An 18185-nucleotide genomic window follows, 5' to 3' on the forward strand; every position below is an offset into this window, starting at 1 on the left:
GGCGGGTACGCCGCCTGCAGTTCCGCGCCGCCGCCGACGTGCTGGCCGGGGTACGACGCCGCGCGGGTGGGAGCGCGCGGGAGTGACCACCGCTGCGGCTTCCGCCGGGCGACGGTGGGAAACTGCCCACCCAGTCCCTTATATAGAGACCTCCGATCTGATTAAGAGTGAAGTGTCGGTTCTGAGTCCGTATGGCAAATTGCACTCAGGAATATTGTCAGATGAATTGGTGCAGGGCAGGGCAGGTCAGCCAGCCACAAGTGCCTCAAATCAAATGGCCATGGACAGCCGGACCCGGCTGGCAGGTGGGACACCACCAGGTGCGCCGCCGCTCGGGATCGTTGGAGACTTCGGCGACCACCCGGACCGGAGTTCCGCATCGCAGGCACGGCCGACCCGCGCGGCCGGCCACCCAGTGCTGCTCCCCCTTGCGCCGGACTCCGGTCGTCACCTGCATCGCACCCGGGACTGTGGCCGAATGCCGCAAGGCCTTCGCACCAAGCTCCAACAGCGCGGGCACGTCGACCGTCCCTACCGGAGTCCAAGGGCTGTGCCCGCGCAGAAAGCACAGTTCGTTGGCCCACAGATTGCCGAACCCGGCCACACACCGCTGGTCGAGCAGCGCCGCGACCAGCGGCCGGTCCGGCTCGTCCGCGACCCGTCGGGCGGCCTGAACGAGTCAGCCAGGCTAGTTCGAAGTAGCTCCCTGCGAGGCCGGACGGCCGACAGCATCGCGCCGGATTGGCGGCACCACAAAGGTCCGTCAGCAGCGGATCGATGCGGGCGGCGCGACGGAAGTCTCGAGCGAGGCTCCGGCCGAGATATGGGCTTGCAGCGCCATAATGCCGAGTTCGAGCCTACGATCGAGATGCTCTAAGCGGCGAAGTCGTTTTTCGTGCGGGAGAGCGACCCGCGCTCACGGCGTTGCGACGCCAGCCGCTGTGAGCAATTCCTGAAACGCCTTCTCCATGCATTCGGCATACGCGGCCGGGTCCGGCAGGGCGTCGCGATCAGCAGTAGCACTGATCGACAGAGTCCCGTTGTAGCTCGCTATTACATGAATCAGGTTCAAGCCGGCCACCAGCGGCCCGAGACCGGCGGCGCTCACTAGTCGGGCACCGCTGAAGTAGAGCGGTTCAGCTGGACCTCGCACGTTGGTCACGGTGGTGTTGGCCACCGTTGGGCCAGCGAACGGAAGCGCGCTTGCGGCCTTTGCCGTCATCCCGAGCAGTGCGGTTGGCACTGTTCCAACCAGGTCGAGCAGCTGGGTCCTGGTCGATTGATCCGACCCTGCACGGCTCCCTGAAGTCGAGGCAGCGATTGTGGTGAGCCGTTCGATCGGATCAGCGATGTCCGTACCGATCGTTTGCAACCGGCCAAACAACAGGTTCCCCTTGGCGCTGCTATCGCCTGCATCGCGCATGGAGATCGGGCACGCCGCAACAAGCGACTCGTCGGGGAGCTCACCGTGGCCGTCCAGATACAAACGAAGTGCTCCGCCGACGTACGCGAGCGCCACATCGTTGACGGTCGAGCCTGGCACGCTCGCCTTGATCAGCTTGAAATCGGCAAGATCGTGGAATCTGGCCTCGAAGACACGGTGCGGTGACACTGTTTGGTTGAAACGGGTCTTTGGCGGAAATGACGGCATGCCGCCCCCGGTGACTCTGCTCATGACTCCGCCGGCCAGCTTGCGCGGCAGTCCGGCCAAGCCGCGGAGAATCTTTGGGGCACTCGAGGCGAGTACTGCGCCGGTCCGCACCGGGTAGAACGCCGCATCGATCGCGGCGTGCGAAAGTAAGTTGGCACTCGAAGGAAGACTGCCAGCGTGCCATGGCCTGTCGGGCCCGGCGGGACGGGCGCTGTCGGCAGCCAGGTCGTGCATGGCCGCGATCATCTGAACACTCGCCATCCCGTCGACCGCGCAGTGGTGCAGTTTCAACGCCATCGCGAACGCGCCCTTCGGTACTCCGGGCACGGAATTGAGTCCCTCGATGACAGTGATCTCCCACGGCGGACGTCGCAGGTCGATCTGGCGGGCGTGCAGCCGCGCGACCTGGATGCAGAGCTGCCGCCAGTCACCGGGCTGCGGCAGCCCGATGTGACGAACGTGATACTCAAGGTCGAAGCTCGGGTCATCTACCCAGAACGGCCTACCCAAACCGCCTGGCAGCTCGATCAACCGCCGGCGAAAGACGTCGGCAAGATGTAGCCGGGCGTCGAGCTCCTCCAGAATCCCCTTGAAGGTCACCCTGCCGCCGGGGGCGCTCGACGGGTCATAAATCAGCAACGTCTGAATCTGTAATGGAGTCGCTGGGCCTTCGGCCCGCAGCATCATGTCATCGGTCCAACTCAACTGCTGCACAGACGCCTCCTTCGCGAACGCTTCTTCGGCAAAGAGTAGGCCCGCCACCCGCCTGCAGCCGTTCGTTCCAGCGGATGCTCAGTTACACCAGACCAGGGCGAACTCGATGCGCCGCTCAGTAGGCCCGCGCACGAAGAAACAGGCTCGTCGGAGTAGCGACGCCTTCTGGCGCACCCACGAGCTGATGTCAGCGGCGGTCGGTGCGTGACTCTTCGGGCGTCCAGGCCGGCGGCTGACCCGGTTGCCCGGGGAACAGGTAGTCCAGGAAAGCCGACGCTGTGGGTTGCGGTTCGTGGTTGGCCAGGCCCGGTCGCTCGTTGGCTTCGATGAAGGCGTATTCGGCGCCGGTGACGTCGGGCACCAGCAGATCAATGCCCGTCACCGGGATACCGATCGCCTCAGCCGCCTTTACCGCCACCCGGCAAAGTTCGGAGTTAACCTTCGCGGTTACGTCGTGAATGGTGCCGCCCGTGTGCAGGTTGGCGGTGCGGCGCACCCGAAGCCGAGTTCCTTGGGGCAGCACGTCCTCGAGCGTCCAACCGGCCTCGGTGACCATCGCTTCGGTGACGTCGTCGAGCGGGATACGCGACTCACCGCCGGTGGCCGCCGACCGACGCCGGCTTTCAGCGGCGATCAAGTCCCGCACACTGTGCTCGCCGGTGCCGATGATCTCGGCGGGTACCCGTGATGCGGCCGCGACAACTCGGCCGTCGATCACCACCAGCCGCAGATCGTCGCCGATCACCCGCTCTTCGATCAGCACCTCGGGGAAATGTTTCCGGGCCCGTTCCAGGGCGGCAGAGAGCTCGTCGGGACCGCTTCGGGCGGTGACGCCCACCGTGATGCCTTTGCCCTGCTCGCCGTGGGTCGGCTTGACGACAACCTCGCCAACCTCGGTCAGGAAGGTGAAGTCGCCGTCGTCAAAGGTGGCAAGGCGGGCCCGGGGAACGGTTATGCCCGCCTCGGCGACAAGGCGCCGGGTCAAACGCTTGTCGTCGCAACGGCACATTGCGATCGCCGAGGTGTATTCGGACAGCGACTCGCGGGTGATCACGCTGCGGCCACCATGAGTGAGTCGCATCTCGCCAGTCTCGGCGTCGAGCACCTCCACCCAGATCCCCCGGCGCAGCGCCTCGTCGGCGATGATCCGCGCGTAGGGATTGAGGTCTTCGACGGTTTCCGGCGGCGGAGTGAACAGCGGCTCGTTGATCGCGTTCTTCCGCTTGATCGCCAGCACCGGAATGCGGCGGAAACCGAGTTTCTCGTACAACGCGATGGCGATGGCATTGTCGTGCGCCACCGACAGATCCATGTAGGCGCGGCCCACGTTCCGGAAACGGTCGGCCAGCGCCCGCGTCAACGCGGCACCCACACCGGGGATGGCCGCAGCCGGATCGACCGCCAGGGTCCACAGGCTGGAGCCATGCTCGGGGTCGGAGAAAAGCAGCTGGTGATCGACGCCGGTCACGGTGCCCACCACGGTGTCATCGTCGTCGCGGACGGCGACCAGGTAGGTGACGGCCTCTGCGTGAAGATGGTTGTGCCAGATGGCGTCCACCGGCGCCGGGACCATTCCGCAACGCACGAAGACGCGATTCATGGCATCGGCCTCGGTGGGGTCTTTCAGCATGCGCACGGTGACCCCGACCGGCGGTTCCGGATCTTTCCGCTGTGACTGATCGCGGAAGCGCAACCGGTACGTGTGGCTTGGATCGATGAACAGCTCTGTGGGGGCGCCGGCAACCACCACGTGCGACTCGCGTGCGTAGATGCAGATGTCGCGCCGGCCGGGGGCTTCTCGCCGCATCGTCTCGGCCAGTTTGTGGGCGTCGGCGAACGTCTGTCCGAAAATTAGCCGGCCCCAACCCAATTCGAGTTCGACATCTTTTGCCATCACGTCGATCAGGTGCGGCGGCGAGGCGTCGTGCAGGGTGAGGGTGATCGCTTCCGGGTGGTCCTGGGAAGGATCAATGACGGTCATGCCGCCGGCCCCGTCACACCATTACGTTGCAGCCAGAGCTCGAGTAGGGCGATCTGCCACAACTCGTTACCGCGCAGTGGAGTCAGTCTGCCGTTCGGATCTGCCAGCAGGGCATCGACTGCATCGGTGTCGAACAGGCCGCGTTCCTTGGCGACCGGCGCGAACAGCGCGTCGCGCACCATATCCAAATATGGGCCTTCGAGGTGGGTCAGCGCGGGCACCGGGAAGTAACCCTTGGGGCGGTCGATGACCTCCGACGGGATCACCCGTCGCGCGGCTTCTTTCAGGACGCCCTTGCCGTCGTGGGCGATCTTGAGCTCGGGAGGACAGCTGGCTGCCAGCTCGACCAGATCGTGATCGAGGAATGGAACCCGGCCTTCCAAGCCCCAGGCCATGGTCATGTTGTCTACCCGCTTCACCGGGTCGTCTACCAACATCACCATCGTGTCCAGCCGCAGCGCACGATCGATCCCCGTCTCAGCGCCGGCGCGGGCGAAATGCTCGGCGACGAAGCGTTCACTGAGGTCACCCGGTGCGAAGTAACCGGGACCCAGAAGAGCCTCGATTCCTGCTGCGTCGCGATCGAAGAACGCACCGCGGTACTGCGCCACCGCACCGTCGAGGGTGGCGGCGGCCGGCTTGCCCATCGGCGGGTACCAGTGGTATCCGGCGAACACCTCGTCGGCGCCCTGACCGGACTGCACCACCTTCACGTGCCGGGAAACCTCTTCACTGAGCAAGTAGAAGGCGACGCAGTCATGGCTGACCATCGGCTCGCTCATGGCGGCGATCGCCCCGTCCAGCGCAGGCAGCATCCGGTCGGTTCCAATGCGGATCTGGTGGTGGTTGGTGCCGAAGCGTTCGGCGATGATGTCTGACCAGCGGAACTCGTCGCCCTGCACGCCACCGGCTGACTCGAAGCCGATGGAGAAGGTCATCAACCCGTGTTGACCAGCCTCGGCGAGCAGGCCGACGATCAGGCTGGAGTCCACGCCGCCGGACAGCAGGCAGCCGACCGGGACGTCGGCGACCAGTCGGCGCTTCACCGCGGTTCGCAACGAATCCAGCACGGCGTCTTCCCAGTCGCGCTCCGACCAGTCGGCACGGTCGGTATGCCTGGTGAACTCGGGCGTCCAGTAGGTCTTGGTGGTACGCCGGCCGTCGGGCTCGATGGCCACCAGCGACGCGGGCGGGATCTTGCGCACTCCGCGCAGGATGGTGGCCGGTGCGGGCACGACGGAGTGGAAAGTCAGGTAGTGGTGCAGGGCGATGTGGTCGATTCGGGTGTCGACGCCGCCGCCGGCCACCAGCGCGGGCAGTGAGGAGGCGAAACGGATCCGGTGGCTGTCCTCGGTGAAATACAGGGGTTTGATCCCGAGCCGGTCGCGGCCGAGCAGCACCCGTCCGCTGTCACGTTCGACGATGGCGAAAGCAAACATGCCTTTGAGGTGGCTGACGAAGTCGTCGCCCCAGCGGTGGTAGGCCTTGACCAGAACCTCGCTGTCGCTGGTCGAGAAGAAGCGGTAACCGTGGTCGACCAGTTCGCGGCGCAGTTCCTTGTAGTTGTAGATGCAGCCGTTCCAGGCGATCGCCAGACCCAGCTCGGCGTCGATCATGGGTTGAGAGCCGGCCTCGGTCAGGTCGATGATTTTCAGCCGGCGGTGCCCGAGGGCGACGCGTCCCTGCGACCAGACCCCGGCGCCGTCGGGCCCACGCCGCGACATGACCTCGGCCATCGCCGATACTGCCGCTACGTCGGGGACCCGGCCGTCGAGTCGCACCTCACCGGTGGCTCCACACACTCCTTTCATCCTACCGGGGCGCCCGGCGAGCCGCGCGTCACGCCGCGGGATGCTGTCGACGGCGATCCGCTGGTCAGCCGAAGGGTGCTCCGTCGAAGCGCTCGCACGTGACGAACTCCTCGACCGACCGGCGTTTCAGTTTGCTCACTTGGCGCACCGGCTTGCCCAGCGGCACGAAGGCGGCAAGGGCGTACTGGTCCGGTACGCCGAGCAACTCCTTGGCGCGCGGTTCTTCGGCGATCACCATCGTGGTCGGCACCCCGCCGTAGCCTTCGTTACGTGCGGCCAGCAGTACGTTCCACACCAGCGGGTAGACCGATGCGCCGGGAACCACGGCGATGCGGTTGAGGTCTTGATCGGTGGCGGCAACCACGCCGAGGTCGAGGGTGAACACCAGCACGACCGGCGCGTCGCGCAGCGTGGTCCACATCTGAGCGGGAGCCTCGGTCGCGTCGATAGCCGACGTGTCCGCAGCGGGCGGCTGCAACGGGTTCCAGGGCGACTCGCCGCGGGCAAGCTGAGCGGCGTAACGGCGGGCTGCGGGGCGCGCCAGCTCGGCCAGGGCCGATCGGGTGTCCTGATCGCGGACGACGATGACGCGGACGCCCTGCCGATTACCGCCGGACGGCGCGAAGCGGGCGTTGTCGAGTATTCGGTACAGAACATCGTCGGGAAGTGGGTCGTCGGTGAAGTCGCGGACCGCGGGTGTGGATCGCATGACGTCGGACAGTTCCATGCCACCATCGTGCCGTGCGCGGAAAGCGCGATCCAAACAGCCTGCCCGCATGGCATTCAAGCGATGTGCGACGCCAGCCGGTCGCCGAGGGCTGAAATGTCGGGGACAACGATGTTCGGCTGAGGCAACCCGGGAACGGGTAAGAGCGCGTTGCCCGGTCGGGTGATCAGCGCGGAGCTGAACCCGGCGCTTTGCGCGCCGATGGTGTCCCAGACGTGGGCGGCCACCATCATGCACTCCGAGGGCGCCACCCGTAGTTCCTGAGACACGTAGTGATAGACGTGCGCGGAGGGTTTGTAGGCTCGGCAGGTTTCGATGCTGAACTTCCGTTCGAAAAAGTCGCCGAGCCCTGCCCGCTCGAGGGGGCTTCGACCTCCCGGGTTTGGCGGTGAATTGGTGAGGGTGACGAGCCGAAACCCGTTGCTGCGCAGCACTTCTAAGCCGCTGACTACGTCCGGGTGCGCCGGCATGGACAACATGCCCTGCTTGACCAGCTCGACGTCCGCACTGCTGACCGGGACGCCGTGGATGTCGGCGACCATCTTGAGCAGGCCCTGCCCGAGGGTGAAGAAGTCCACGTACAACCCGGACAGAGTGGCCGTCATCGAATACATGATCAGCTGGCTGAGCCATTCCCGCATCACCCGCGGATCACCGAAGATTCGCTCGAACAACGGCGTCAACGATTCAAAGTCGATGAGCGTCTCGTTGACGTCGAAGACCAGCACCGAGGGCTTGGCGGGTAACGGCCAGTGATCGCCTGCCTGCGCCTGTGACTGACGTTGTTCAGGTGTCGAGTTCTGTCCCATGTCATTGTTGCGAACGGCCATAATTCGTAGTCAACCATCCGTTTGGCGCGGCTTCAGGGCGCTTTTCTTCCTCGACGAGGCCGCCGTGTTCAATGCGACAGCGGCGCGAATGAGCGCCTTCAACGCCTTTTCATCGATCGCGTCGCCCGCATGGAGATCGATCGCCCGTCGGGTGTTTCCATCGAGGCTGGCGTTGAAGAGGCCCGACGGATCCTCTAACGATGCGCCCTTGGCGAAGGTCATCTTCACCACGGACTTGTGCGTCTCACCGGTGCAGATCATTCCGGCGTGATACCAGACCGGAACCCCTCGCCACTTCCATTCCTCGACCACGTCCGGGTCGGCCTGCTTGATGATCTTTCTGATGCGGGCCAGCATCTCGCCCCGCCAATCACCCAGTTCCTCGATTCGCGCGTCGATCAGCTGAGCTGGGGAGTCACCTGCCTCTTCTTTCGAGCCGCTCTTCTGCTTCGCCATCGTTGTCGTCGCTTTCTGCGTCGCGCCAGTACTCACCCGCCATTTCAGCATCCCGGCCTGGCGTGGAAAAAGGGTCTAGTGCTGCCGCACTTCCTCGGGCGAGCGGTGCTCGATCAGCGCCGCCAACCGTGACAGGCACTCGCGGTTCCGCGGCCAGGCGGCCGCCAGCGCCACGCGGTCGGGAATCAGCCGCAGCGGCCAAGTGGCCGGCACCTCGCGCATCTCCACCCGGCAGCCATCGGGGACGTCGGCAAGCCGTAGCGAGATCCGCGCCGCCGTGAACGGTGTCAGTTTGGCCAGCAGCACCAGTTCTTCTTGCGGCGTGCAGCGTTCCACTACCGTCTCGTCATTAATGGCCAGTGGCCACAGCCCGATTGTGTGGTGAATCGTCGAGCCAGGCGCGGGCCAGTTCTCGTCGACCGCGCGGATCCGGCTGTTGCCGACAACCCACTGCGAATACGTCCACCCATCGGCCAGCACCTCCCACACCCGCTCGCGCGGTGCCGTTATGTGGCGTATCACGGTCATTGATGCGTCCTTCCTGCAGCGGGGCCGATCGGACGACGGATACCCGCAGTCGACCGCTCTGATGCAAGACGACCAGCAAAACGGTGAACTCCAGAAGTGCTTAAGGAATTGAAGGATGAACCACATCGTTGGACGTACCACGATGGCGATGCCTGTACCCGCCGCGACTTCGGCGCTTCTTCCGTCCCCCACACCGCCGACGCTGTGGATTCCCGAGCGCGTGCTCGTCACCCGCTCGGCCTTCGAACTGCCGCACGGCGCCAATATCGTTGCGCGCTGCGAAGCTGCGGGTGTCGCGAACATCGACGTGCTTTCCGGCGACCGGCTGCCCCCGCTGCGCGCCGACAACGATCGCGCCAAGTATGCGCTGGCCAAGCGGACGCTGGCGGTGGTCGTCGCACCGCCCAGCAAGCTGCGCCTGCAGCCTATTCCGCCCAGCGCCGACTGGCGCATCGACTTGGCCGAGGGCTGCCCCGCACACTGCCAGTACTGCTATCTGGCCGGCTCGCTGACCGGACCGCCGATTACCCGCGTTTACGCCAATCTGCCTGAGATCCTTGCGACCATGGACGATCATGTCGGCCGCGGCACCATCACCTCCGCCTCGGCCGAGCGCGCCGACGAGGGAACGACGTTCGAGGCGTCGTGCTACACCGATCCGCTGGCGTTGGAGCACCTGACCGGTTCACTGTCGGCGACGATCGCGCACGTCGGCAAGCATGACTGGCCCGCCCCGGTGGGGTTGCGCTTCACCACCAAGTTCGACGACGTCGCACCGCTGCTCGACCTGCCGCACGAGCGCCGCACACGGGTCCGCTTATCCGTCAACGCCAATGAGGTTGCTCGTCGCTTCGAAGGCGGCACCGCGCGGCTGCCGCAGCGCATCGCTGCGCTGCGCAGCCTGGCACTCGCGGGCTACCGGGTCGGCCTGACCATCGCCCCCATCATGCCGGTCCCGGAGTGGCGTGACGGCTATGGCGCATTGCTGCGCGACGTCGCGGCAGCGGTCGCCGACGTGCCCGACCTCGACCTGACTGTCGAGTGCATCACCCATCGATTCACTGCAGGCAGCAAAGACGTGCTGCTCGGTTGGTATCCGCGCACCAAGCTCGACATGGATGAGTCGGCCCGGACCCGCAAGTTCGGCAAATTCGGTTCGGCCAAGTACGTCTTCCCGAAAGACACCATGGCCGAGCTGCGGTCCTGGTTCGAGGTCCAGCTCGCCGAGACGCTGCCGGCAGCGCGAGTGCTGTACTGGACGTGACTACAGGCCGTGCAGTTGCTGAAGGCGCCCTAGGAGGGCGTCGACGTCCGGCTCAGGTCGCGGGCTTGGTCGCATTCCCGGCGAATCGATCGGCGGGTCACCGAGCAATAGTCTCGCCAAGTTGCTGACGCCGTAGTGCAACGCGTCCATGTGGTAGCCGCCTTCGAGTGCGAAAACGACCTTGCCCTCGCAGAAACGCTGCGCCATGCGGATCACTTCACCGGCAAGCTGCGAATAGCCGTTCAACGTCAACCGCATTGCGGCCAGCGGGTCTGCCCAGTACGCGTCGAATCCGACCGAGACGAGTACCAACTGCGGGTCGAATCGCTCGGCGGCGGGCCAGATTATGTGCTCGAAGACAGTGGCGTAGTTGGCGTCGCCGCTGCCGGCGGGCAGCGGAATGTTGATCGTGTAGCCCTCGCCGCGGCCGGTGCCGATGTCGGTCGCGGCCCCGGTGCCCGGGTAGAACGGGTACTGGTGCGTCGAGACGTACAAGATTGATGGGTCGTCGTAGAACATCGCCTCGGTGCCGTTGCCGTGGTGGACGTCGTAGTCGACGATCAGGATCCGCTCTATCCCGTACCGGCTCTGGGCGTGGCGCGCCGCGATAGCGACATTGCCGAGCAAGCAGAACCCCATGCCGCGGTCGGGCATCGCGTGATGTCCCGGTGGGCGGATCGCCGCCAACCCGTTGGTGGCCCCATCGTTGAGCACCGACTCCACAACGCCGACCGCCCCGCCGGCCGACAACAACGCGATCGTCATCGCGTCCGGTCCTACGTAGGTGTCGGGGTCCAGGTGAATGGTGGTCGACATCGACAAGTTGCTTGCGCTGACGCGCCGCAGCAACTCGAGGTACTCCGGCGTGTGCACCGAAAGCGCCACATCGGCGTCGAGGGCATGCACATCAAGTGATTTCAACCGCGCGGTCAAGCCGCTTTCGCCCAGGCCGCGCCACACCGCACGAATACGTTCGGCGCTCTCCGGGTGTCCGGGCAGGTCATGTTCTGCGTAGCGCGGATGGGTCGCGTAGATCGTCGTCATCGCTGCTTCCTAGGAGAGTCGGTGGCCGTCAGCACCGAAGAAGTGAACATGATCACGCTCTGGCTGCAGATGCAGGCGAGCCCCGCGCGGCGGCGGATCCCGTCCGTCAGCACGGGCGATCACCGGTCGGCCTGCGGCGTCACCGGACTCGACGATTCGACCGTACAGATACGCGTCAGCTCCGAGTTCTTCGACCACATCGACCTGCATCTGCACACCGGAGGTGCCGATCGTGAAGTGCTCGGGCCGGATGCCGACGACGACGGTGTCGGCCACATCGGTGATCGACCGTGCCACCGGAGCGCGCCAATCCCCCAGCACCACAGATTGATCGGTGACCCGGAGGGTGAAGAAGTTCATCGCCGGTGAGCCGATGAACTCTGCGACGAAGACATTCGCGGGATTGCGGTAGAGCTCTCGCGGCGCCGCGCACTGTTGCAGCACACCGTCGCGCAGAACCGCAACACGATCGCCCATGGTCATCGCCTCGACCTGGTCATGGGTCACATAGATGGTGGTGGTGCCCAATCGCTCCTGCAGCGCGGCGATTTCATTGCGGGTCTGCACCCGCAATTTAGCGTCCAGATTCGACAGCGGCTCATCCATCAGGAACACCTGCGGGCGCCGTACGATGGCACGACCCATCGCCACTCGCTGACGCTGACCCCCCGAGAGCTCTCTGGGTTTGCGATCCAGCAGAGACTGCAAGTCGAGTAACCGTGCGGCTTCCAGCACCCGTCGGTGAATGTCAGCCTTCGACGTCCTGGCAATCTTCAGCGCGAACCCCATGTTCTGCGCCACCGTCATGTGCGGATAGAGCGCGTAGTTCTGGAAAACCATTGCGACGTCGCGATCCTTGGGCTCCGTCTCGGTGACGTCGCGCTCACCGATACGGATGCACCCGGCGTCCACTGTCTCCAATCCCGCGACCATGCGCAGCGATGTCGTCTTACCGCACCCGGATGGACCGACCAAGACCACGAACTCGCCGTCTCCGACGGCCAGATCCAACCGATCGACGGCCGGTTGCGTACTGCCGGAGTAGTGACATGTCGCCTGCTCGAAAGTCACCGACGCCATCGGCTTCACCCGCCGAGCCCGGTCACGGCGATGCCGCGAATGAATGCCCGTTGCGCTACTGCGTACAACAGGACCAGCGGCAGCAAGATCAGCATGGAGGCCGCCATCAGCACGGGCCATCGGGCAACGTATTCGCCCTGCATCCGCACCAGCCCGAGGGTCAGCGTCGCGATACTGTTGCGCTGAATCATCACCAGCGGCCACAGGAAGTCGTTCCACACGCCGACCCAGGTGAGCACTGCGAGCACCATGACCGCAGGTTTGGCGTGTGGCAACAGTATTCGCCAATAGATCTGCCAAGGCGAGCAACCGTCGAGGATGGCCGCCTCCTCCAGTTCAACCGGAAGGGCTTGGAAGAACTGGCGCATGAGGTAGGTGCCGAACGCGCCGCCGAAAAATCCGGGCAGGATCATTGCCCAAGGCGTATCGGTCAGTCCGGTGATGCGCATGAAAATGAACTGCGGGATTACGGTCACCGTCAACGGCACCATCAGCGTGCCCAAGTACAGAACGAACAGCGTGTCGCGGCCACGAAACGGCAGCCGTGCGAACGCGTATCCGGCCAGTGAACAAAAGAACACTTGGCCGGCGGTCACAAATCCGGCATAGAGCACCGTGTTGACGAACATGCGCCAGAACGGCAGCAAGGCGAACACCTCACCGTAGTTAGACCACTGTGGGTGTGCGGGGAACAGCATCGGTCGGGTGACCTCTCCTTCCCTCTTCAGGGAACCCGAAATCGCCCACAGAATGGGGAACAACGAACCCCATGCGACGCCCGCGAGCATCAGGTAGAGCGCCGCGCCTCGCAGGACGCCGGCTTTGATGAACCGCTGACTCAGGCCCATGACCGTTCCTGCTGGGCGCTGCGACGCCGTACCAGCCTTAGCTGCAGCACGGTGAGTACCAGAAGAATCGCGAACATCACCCACGCAAGGGCTGACGCGTAGCCGAATTCCAGGAAGCCGAACGCGTGCTGATAGAGCATGATGCCCAAGACGTAGGTTCCGGTTTCCGGCCCGCCGTTGTGTCCGGTGAGCACGTACACCAGGTCGAAGGCCTGGAATGCGTGGATGATCGAGATGACCACCACGAACGACACAGCACCGCGAATCAGTGGCAGCGTGATGAAGACGTATCTCCGCAACTCGCCGGCACCGTCGAGCCTGGCCGCCTCGTGTAGGGAATCCGGCACCCCTTGCATCGCGGCCAAGAAGACGACCGTCGCGAACGGGACGCTTCTCCAAATACTGACTATGCATAAGGCCACCATGGCCCAGTTGGGGTCGACCAGCCACGGGATCGGCTGCACACCGATCCAGCCGAGCATGATGTTCAGCAATCCGTTGTCGGTGTTGAAAACGAACTGCCACACGACGGCCATCACCACTGTCGAGACTGCCAAGGGCAAGAAGACGATGGTCCGAAATAGAGCTATCCCTCTGATCTTTCGGTTCAGCAGGCCGGCAACGGCCAGGCTGATGAGGATCGTCGGTCCGACTGTCCCGGCGGTGAAAAGCACTGTGTTGCGGATCGCGATCGCAAACAACGGGTCCACGGTGAACAGGTCGGTGAAGTTTCGCAGTCCGACAAATTTCGCTGGGCCGAACAGGTCCCAGTCCTGGAAACTCATGTACAGCGAAAAGCCGAGCGGGAACAGTGTGAACAGCGCGACCGCGGCCAGATTGGGCGCGACAAACATTCGCCCGGCGTGGCCACGTTGCCGCCAGGACCGGCGCCCCGTCTTTGCCCCAGCGGAGTCGTCAATGACTGTCATGGATTGCGTAACACCTCGTCGACGCCGTGCGACAAGGTGCCCGCCAACGACGTCGCGGGTCGCGATCCGCGTAGCACCGGTCCGAAGTTGCGGTCCATCAAAGCGTTGACTTTCTCCCACTCGGCGGTGATCGGCAAGCCCTCCGAATTCGCGGGCCCGCCCGTCAGCACAGCCAGGTTGTCAATCCGGTTGTGCGCCTTGACGAAGCCCTGCGAGTCGAGCGCCGAACGCAACACCGGAACGAAAAGACCTGATTCTCCGATCAACGCTTGCCCAACCGGACCCGCGGCGAACTTCACGAATTCCCACGCCTGCTGCTTTCGGGAACTGCTCGCCGCGATGGCCAGCCCGGTGGTGCCGATGTTCGACCGCGCGCGGTGACCTCGGGGTCCGGTGGGCAGCACCGTGATGTCGAAATCCAGGCCGTCGGCCCGGTCAAAGGACTGGTAGCGCCAGTGCCCGCCGAGGGCCATCGCCGCCGCGCCTGCGGAGAAGAGATCTGCCGGTGACTGCGACTGTTGTTCGGTGGCCGTGGGCGCGACCTTGTGTTTAGCGGACAGGTCAGCGAAGAACTGCACTCCCTCGATGAAAGCCTCGCTGTCGAAGTTGATGTGGGTCGGGTCCAGTCGCGGCGTCGACCACGGCACGCCGTTGTTCATGGCGAAGAGTCCGGCCGAATAGGAGGCCGTCCAGATGTCGACGAAACCCCATTGGCTCACTCTCCCCCGCCCGTCGCGCTTGGTGAGCGCAGACGCGGTGTCGAGGAATTGCGCGAAACTCCAGGGCTCGTCCCACCGCGTCGGCGGAGGCTTCACTCCAGCTTCGTCGAACAGTTTCCGGTTGTAGAACAAGTAGTTGCCCGACCACTGCTCCGGGAACGCGAACTGACCGCCCCGGTACGTGAAAGTGTCGTAGAGCGTCGCGATGCCGTCATCCCGGATCTGAGCGGCGAAAGCCGGGTCGTGGGCCAGCATGGCGTTGAGGTCCTGCAGCACTCCCCGCTCGGCCAACTCGGCGTAGCTGAATTCCCACACCATGAGCACATCGGGACACTTGCCGCCGGCACAGAATGTGGTGATCTGCTGCATCGCGCCGGGCCCCGACAGCAGGGTAGCCACCTTGATGTCCGGGTGCCGCCGCTGGAATTCGTCGATGATCCGGAGCCTGGCATCCGCCTCTTCGGGATTGGCTGCGAAGAAGAATGTCAGTTCGTCACCGCCGCCACCGCACCCAGCGGCCCAAGGTGCGAGTGCGGACGCGCCGAGGACACCGGCGCCGCGGAGCAACTCCCGTCGTCCGAACCGCTTATCGAGCATCACTTGAACCGCGCCAGTCACGTTGGGTAGTAACGAATCCGGTCGATCCGGCGGCCACGCCGGGGCAAGTCGGCGAACAAGACGCCGCGCTCGCGGGCGGCGCTGAGCGAGGCGGCGATCGTCGAGCCGGCCGCAATCATCTTCGTTGTGCCGGCGCCCCAGAGCCGCTCGGAGAGTTCGGCGATGTCGGCCGGCTCGTCGTCTCCGATCGAGAGGGCGGCGCCCGGTGACAGCGTCTGGGCCGCGAGGCGCTCGTCCCCCCGCGCGACGGCGGTCAAGAACTTAGCCAACAGCCGTCTGCTACGCGGACCGGCGCGACGAAAGCCGGCCGCGAAGCCGGCGGTGCCGGTCAACCGTTGGTGGCGCAGCAGCCCGTAGGACAGCTGCAGCGCGGCGGGGGCTGCGGAGGCACCGTTGCCCAGAAACTGCCACATCATCGCCGGCAAGTCCCAATAGGCGCGCAATTCGGCAATCCGCCATCGGCTCTCGACCTCGCGCAAGTCGTAGCGCAGAAAGGCCGGAATCGTCATCGTCACCGAACCCAACGCCACACTCAATTCCAGGTCGCGGACGACGACTCGGCCGCGGACAACATCGAGGTCACGGCGAAAGACGATGTGCCGCGGCGCGATGAACGTGTCGTAGAACCGGCCGATCTGCCGGTGCCCGACGTGGGGTCGCGAGCCGACCGGGTCCTCGATGCGGCCATCGGCGGTGAACAATCCGACCCAGCCGGCACGGTCGTGTGCTGCGGCCGCGTACGGGGACTGTTCGACTGCGGCCAGCAGTTCGCTGTCCTGCGGCGCCATCAGGCGCTGTGGCCCGTCGCGACGCCGGCCACCCGCATCGCCTCGACGGCGACGGCGGTCGAGGTGGCCGCGCTTCCCGCCGTGAGATCAAGAAGCACCCGGGTCGACAACCCGGCTCGGGCCGCGTCCTCGGCCGTCGCACGCACGCACAAGTCCGTGGCCAGGCCGACGACGTCGACCTGATCGACGTCATGCCCGCGCAACCAGTCGAGCAGCGGTGTGCCCGCCTCGTCGACACCTTCGAAGCCGCTGTAGGCCGCCGAGTAGGCGCCTTTCCTGAACACCGCCTCGACGGATCGGGCGTCGAAGTTGGGATGGAAGTCCGCGCCGGGACTGCCGGCGACGCAGTGCGGCGGCCACGTCGAGGCGAAATCCGGCTGGTCAGAGAAGTGGTCGCCGGGATCGATGTGATAGTCCTGGGTGGCGACAATGTGCTGGTAGTCGCGCGGTGTGCCCAGGAACTCAGTGATGGCGCCGGCGACAGCGGCGCCACCGACGACTTGCACCGAGCCGCCCTCGCAGAAGTCGTTCTGGACGTCGACGATGATCAACGCTCGCATACCTCCACCGTATCGCCGGTGGCGCATCGCTCAGGCGGCTACACCGGGGCCGCATTGCATCGCGTAGCTCGCCAAATTATAGTCCAGACACGTGTCCAGGCAGCTTGCTTACGTCCGCGCAGATACATTGACCGCGAGATATAGACGCTGCAACAACAGAACGGGCGTGAGCATGCGGATCGCTTTGCTGTCCTACCGCAGCAAGACGCACTGTGGCGGACAGGGCGTTTACGTACGTCACCTCAGCCGCGGTCTGGCCGACCTGGGCCATCACGTCGAGGTGTTCTCCGGTCAGCCATATCCCGAGGTTCTAGACCCTCGAGTTGCGCTGTGCAAGGTACCTAGCCTGGACCTGTACCGCGAGCCGGATCCGTTCCGGATGCCGCATCCGCGCGAGATCCGCGACCGGATCGACCTGCTCGAGCTCACCACCGTGTGGACGGCCGGCTTCCCCGAGCCCCGGACGTTCAGCCTGCGCGCTGCCCGGCTGCTGGCGGACCGCCGTTGCGAATTCGACGTGGTGCACGACAACCAGAGCCTGGGCATCGGGTTACTGGATATCGCGGCGATCGGCCTGCCGGTGGTGGCGACGGTGCATCATCCGATCACCCGCGACCGTCTGCTGGATGTCGCCGCGGCGCCGTGGTGGCGTAAGCCGTTGGTACGGCGCTGGTATGGCTTTTCGAAGATGCAGCAGCGAGTCGCGCGCAGCATTCCGGATCTGCTCACCGTTTCCTCGACATCTGCCGACGACATCGCCGCCGACTTCGGAGTGAACCCCGACCAGTTGCGGGTGGTGCCGCTGGGTGTGGACACCGGCTTGTTCGGCCCGAGCGACGAACCGCGAGTCCCGGGTCGCATCATCGCCATCGCGAGCGCGGACACCCCACTCAAAGGTGTCGCACACCTGTTGCAGGCGGTGGCCACCCTGCGCACCCGGCACGAGCTGGAATTGCAACTCGTCGCCAAACTTGAGCCCAACGGTCCCACCGAAAAGCTGATCGCCGAGCTGGGCATCTCCGACATCGTGCACATCTCCAGCGGAGTGTCCGACACGGAGCTGGCCAGACTGCTGGCGTCGTCCCAAATCGCCTGCATCCCATCCCTTTACGAAGGGTTCTCATTGCCGGCGGTGGAAGCGATGGCCAGCGGAACGCCGGTCGTCGCCAGCCGCGCCGGCGCCTTGCCGGAGGTGCTGGGCCCCGACGGTGGCTGCGCCCGACTCGTGACGCCCGGCGACACCGGCGACTTGGTGCGCGTGCTGGGACAGCTGTTGAACTCACCTGACGAACTGCATCGACTGGGGGTGGCCGGCCGTCGCCGCGCAGTCGACGTCTACAGCTGGGAGTCGGTGGCCGCCCAGACGGTGCAGGTCTACCAGCAAGCGATTCAACGGACAGCACAACGTCACGAGACAGCAGACGCCGCAGGCGAGTCGTGCTGACGGTGGACTTCGACCGGATCGGCGTCGGCCCGGGAACTAAAGTCATCGACGTCGGTTGCGGGGCCGGCCGACACAGCTTCGAGGCGTTTCGTCGCGGCGCTGATGTGATCGCGTTCGACCAGGACGCCGGCGAACTCGACAACGTGAGCACCCTGTTGCGCGCGATGGCAGAGACCGGCCAGGCGCCGGCGTC

The 18185-nt window shown here is 65.2% G+C and carries 18 protein-coding genes; 3 read left to right on the forward strand and 15 right to left on the reverse strand.

The window, feature by feature from the left end; genetic code table 11:
• Window positions 1-265 precede the first annotated feature (265 nt).
• The 8 genes from WA317_RS21375 to WA317_RS21410 form a co-directional block, all read right to left on the reverse strand.
• Window positions 266-604, reverse strand: coding sequence for a hypothetical protein (locus WA317_RS21375; protein WP_425174930.1), 339 nt, complete (start codon window positions 602-604; stop codon window positions 266-268).
• A 312-nt stretch (window positions 605-916) separates the two neighbouring features.
• Window positions 917-2365, reverse strand: coding sequence for a WS/DGAT/MGAT family O-acyltransferase (locus WA317_RS21380; protein ID WP_425174931.1), 1449 nt, complete (start codon window positions 2363-2365; stop codon window positions 917-919).
• 187 nt (window positions 2366-2552) lie between these two features.
• Entirely contained in the window at window positions 2553-4346 is a 1794-nt protein-coding gene (gene ngg / locus WA317_RS21385; protein WP_425174932.1) for an N-acetylglutaminylglutamine synthetase, read from the reverse strand.
• Window positions 4343-6148, reverse strand: a complete 1806-nt coding sequence (locus WA317_RS21390) for an N-acetylglutaminylglutamine amidotransferase (protein WP_425174933.1) — start codon at window positions 6146-6148, stop codon at window positions 4343-4345. Before WA317_RS21390 ends, ngg begins: the two co-directional genes overlap by 4 nt.
• A gap of 73 nt (window positions 6149-6221) precedes the next feature.
• Window positions 6222-6884 (reverse strand): nitroreductase family protein, encoded by a 663-nt coding sequence (locus tag WA317_RS21395; RefSeq protein WP_425174934.1) that lies wholly within the window; start codon window positions 6882-6884, stop codon window positions 6222-6224.
• Window positions 6885-6940: 56 nt separating this feature from the next.
• Entirely contained in the window at window positions 6941-7714 is a 774-nt protein-coding gene (locus WA317_RS21400; protein WP_425174935.1) for a haloacid dehalogenase type II, read from the reverse strand.
• A 9-nt stretch (window positions 7715-7723) separates the two neighbouring features.
• Window positions 7724-8170, reverse strand: coding sequence for a DUF1801 domain-containing protein (locus tag WA317_RS21405; protein WP_425174936.1), 447 nt, complete (start codon window positions 8168-8170; stop codon window positions 7724-7726).
• 75 nt (window positions 8171-8245) lie between these two features.
• A complete protein-coding gene (locus tag WA317_RS21410; protein ID WP_425174937.1) occupies window positions 8246-8698 on the reverse strand; it encodes an SRPBCC family protein in 453 nt (150 codons plus the stop codon).
• 115 nt (window positions 8699-8813) lie between these two features.
• On the opposite strand from WA317_RS21410, the gene WA317_RS21415 reads away from it, so the two are divergent.
• On the forward strand, window positions 8814-9962 hold the full coding sequence (locus WA317_RS21415) for an SPL family radical SAM protein (RefSeq protein WP_425174938.1): 1149 nt from the start codon (window positions 8814-8816) through the stop codon (window positions 9960-9962).
• Here WA317_RS21415 and WA317_RS21420 read toward each other — a convergent pair whose 3' ends face one another.
• From WA317_RS21420 to WA317_RS21450, 7 genes are read right to left on the reverse strand one after another with little or no spacing between them, the layout of a single operon-like run.
• Window positions 9963-11006, reverse strand: coding sequence for a histone deacetylase family protein (locus WA317_RS21420; RefSeq protein WP_425174939.1), 1044 nt, complete (start codon window positions 11004-11006; stop codon window positions 9963-9965).
• Between the two features lie 9 nt (window positions 11007-11015).
• Window positions 11016-12086 (reverse strand): ABC transporter ATP-binding protein, encoded by a 1071-nt coding sequence (locus WA317_RS21425; protein ID WP_425174940.1) that lies wholly within the window; start codon window positions 12084-12086, stop codon window positions 11016-11018.
• A gap of 5 nt (window positions 12087-12091) precedes the next feature.
• Complete coding sequence (locus tag WA317_RS21430; protein WP_425174941.1) at window positions 12092-12934, reverse strand: carbohydrate ABC transporter permease; 843 nt, start codon at window positions 12932-12934, stop codon at window positions 12092-12094.
• Complete coding sequence (locus WA317_RS21435; protein WP_425174942.1) at window positions 12925-13863, reverse strand: carbohydrate ABC transporter permease; 939 nt, start codon at window positions 13861-13863, stop codon at window positions 12925-12927. The genes WA317_RS21430 and WA317_RS21435 overlap by 10 nt, the downstream gene beginning before the upstream one ends.
• Window positions 13860-15179, reverse strand: a complete 1320-nt coding sequence (locus WA317_RS21440) for an ABC transporter substrate-binding protein (RefSeq protein WP_425174945.1) — start codon at window positions 15177-15179, stop codon at window positions 13860-13862. The genes WA317_RS21435 and WA317_RS21440 overlap by 4 nt, the downstream gene beginning before the upstream one ends.
• A gap of 17 nt (window positions 15180-15196) precedes the next feature.
• Complete coding sequence (locus WA317_RS21445; protein WP_425174946.1) at window positions 15197-15991, reverse strand: ketosteroid isomerase family protein; 795 nt, start codon at window positions 15989-15991, stop codon at window positions 15197-15199.
• Complete coding sequence (locus WA317_RS21450; protein WP_425174943.1) at window positions 15988-16548, reverse strand: isochorismatase family protein; 561 nt, start codon at window positions 16546-16548, stop codon at window positions 15988-15990. Before WA317_RS21450 ends, WA317_RS21445 begins: the two co-directional genes overlap by 4 nt.
• Window positions 16549-16720: 172 nt before the next feature.
• Here WA317_RS21450 and WA317_RS21455 point away from each other — a divergent pair, with 172 nt between their 5' ends.
• A complete protein-coding gene (locus WA317_RS21455) occupies window positions 16721-17992 on the forward strand; it encodes a glycosyltransferase family 4 protein (RefSeq protein ID WP_425174947.1) in 1272 nt (423 codons plus the stop codon).
• Window positions 17986-18185: class I SAM-dependent methyltransferase (locus WA317_RS21460; RefSeq protein ID WP_425174944.1), on the forward strand; the 200-nt coding region annotated here is incomplete at its 3' end. The genes WA317_RS21455 and WA317_RS21460, both read left to right, overlap by 7 nt.

Origin of the sequence: Mycobacterium sp., assembly GCF_049802695.1 — a bacterium.
Lineage (GTDB): Bacteria > Actinomycetota > Actinomycetes > Mycobacteriales > Mycobacteriaceae > Mycobacterium.

What these genes read in the sequence shown, in the direction of transcription:
- WA317_RS21455 (WP_425174947.1), top strand. Translation starts at nt 16,721, where the DNA reads ATGCGGATCGCTTTGCTGTCCTACCGCAGCAAGACGCACTGTGGCGGA.
- WA317_RS21450 (WP_425174943.1), bottom strand. Translation starts at nt 16,548, where the DNA reads ATGCGAGCGTTGATCATCGTCGACGTCCAGAACGACTTCTGCGAGGGC.
- WA317_RS21415 (WP_425174938.1), top strand. Translation starts at nt 8,814, where the DNA reads ATGAACCACATCGTTGGACGTACCACGATGGCGATGCCTGTACCCGCC.
- WA317_RS21420 (WP_425174939.1), bottom strand. Translation starts at nt 11,006, where the DNA reads ATGACGACGATCTACGCGACCCATCCGCGCTACGCAGAACATGACCTG.
- WA317_RS21410 (WP_425174937.1), bottom strand. Translation starts at nt 8,698, where the DNA reads ATGACCGTGATACGCCACATAACGGCACCGCGCGAGCGGGTGTGGGAG.
- WA317_RS21395 (WP_425174934.1), bottom strand. Translation starts at nt 6,884, where the DNA reads ATGGAACTGTCCGACGTCATGCGATCCACACCCGCGGTCCGCGACTTC.
- WA317_RS21405 (WP_425174936.1), bottom strand. Translation starts at nt 8,170, where the DNA reads ATGGCGAAGCAGAAGAGCGGCTCGAAAGAAGAGGCAGGTGACTCCCCA.
- WA317_RS21435 (WP_425174942.1), bottom strand. Translation starts at nt 13,863, where the DNA reads ATGACAGTCATTGACGACTCCGCTGGGGCAAAGACGGGGCGCCGGTCC.
- WA317_RS21440 (WP_425174945.1), bottom strand. Translation starts at nt 15,179, where the DNA reads ATGCTCGATAAGCGGTTCGGACGACGGGAGTTGCTCCGCGGCGCCGGT.
- WA317_RS21425 (WP_425174940.1), bottom strand. Translation starts at nt 12,086, where the DNA reads ATGGCGTCGGTGACTTTCGAGCAGGCGACATGTCACTACTCCGGCAGT.
- WA317_RS21430 (WP_425174941.1), bottom strand. Translation starts at nt 12,934, where the DNA reads ATGGGCCTGAGTCAGCGGTTCATCAAAGCCGGCGTCCTGCGAGGCGCG.
- WA317_RS21400 (WP_425174935.1), bottom strand. Translation starts at nt 7,714, where the DNA reads ATGGCCGTTCGCAACAATGACATGGGACAGAACTCGACACCTGAACAA.
- ngg (WP_425174932.1), bottom strand. Translation starts at nt 4,346, where the DNA reads ATGACCGTCATTGATCCTTCCCAGGACCACCCGGAAGCGATCACCCTC.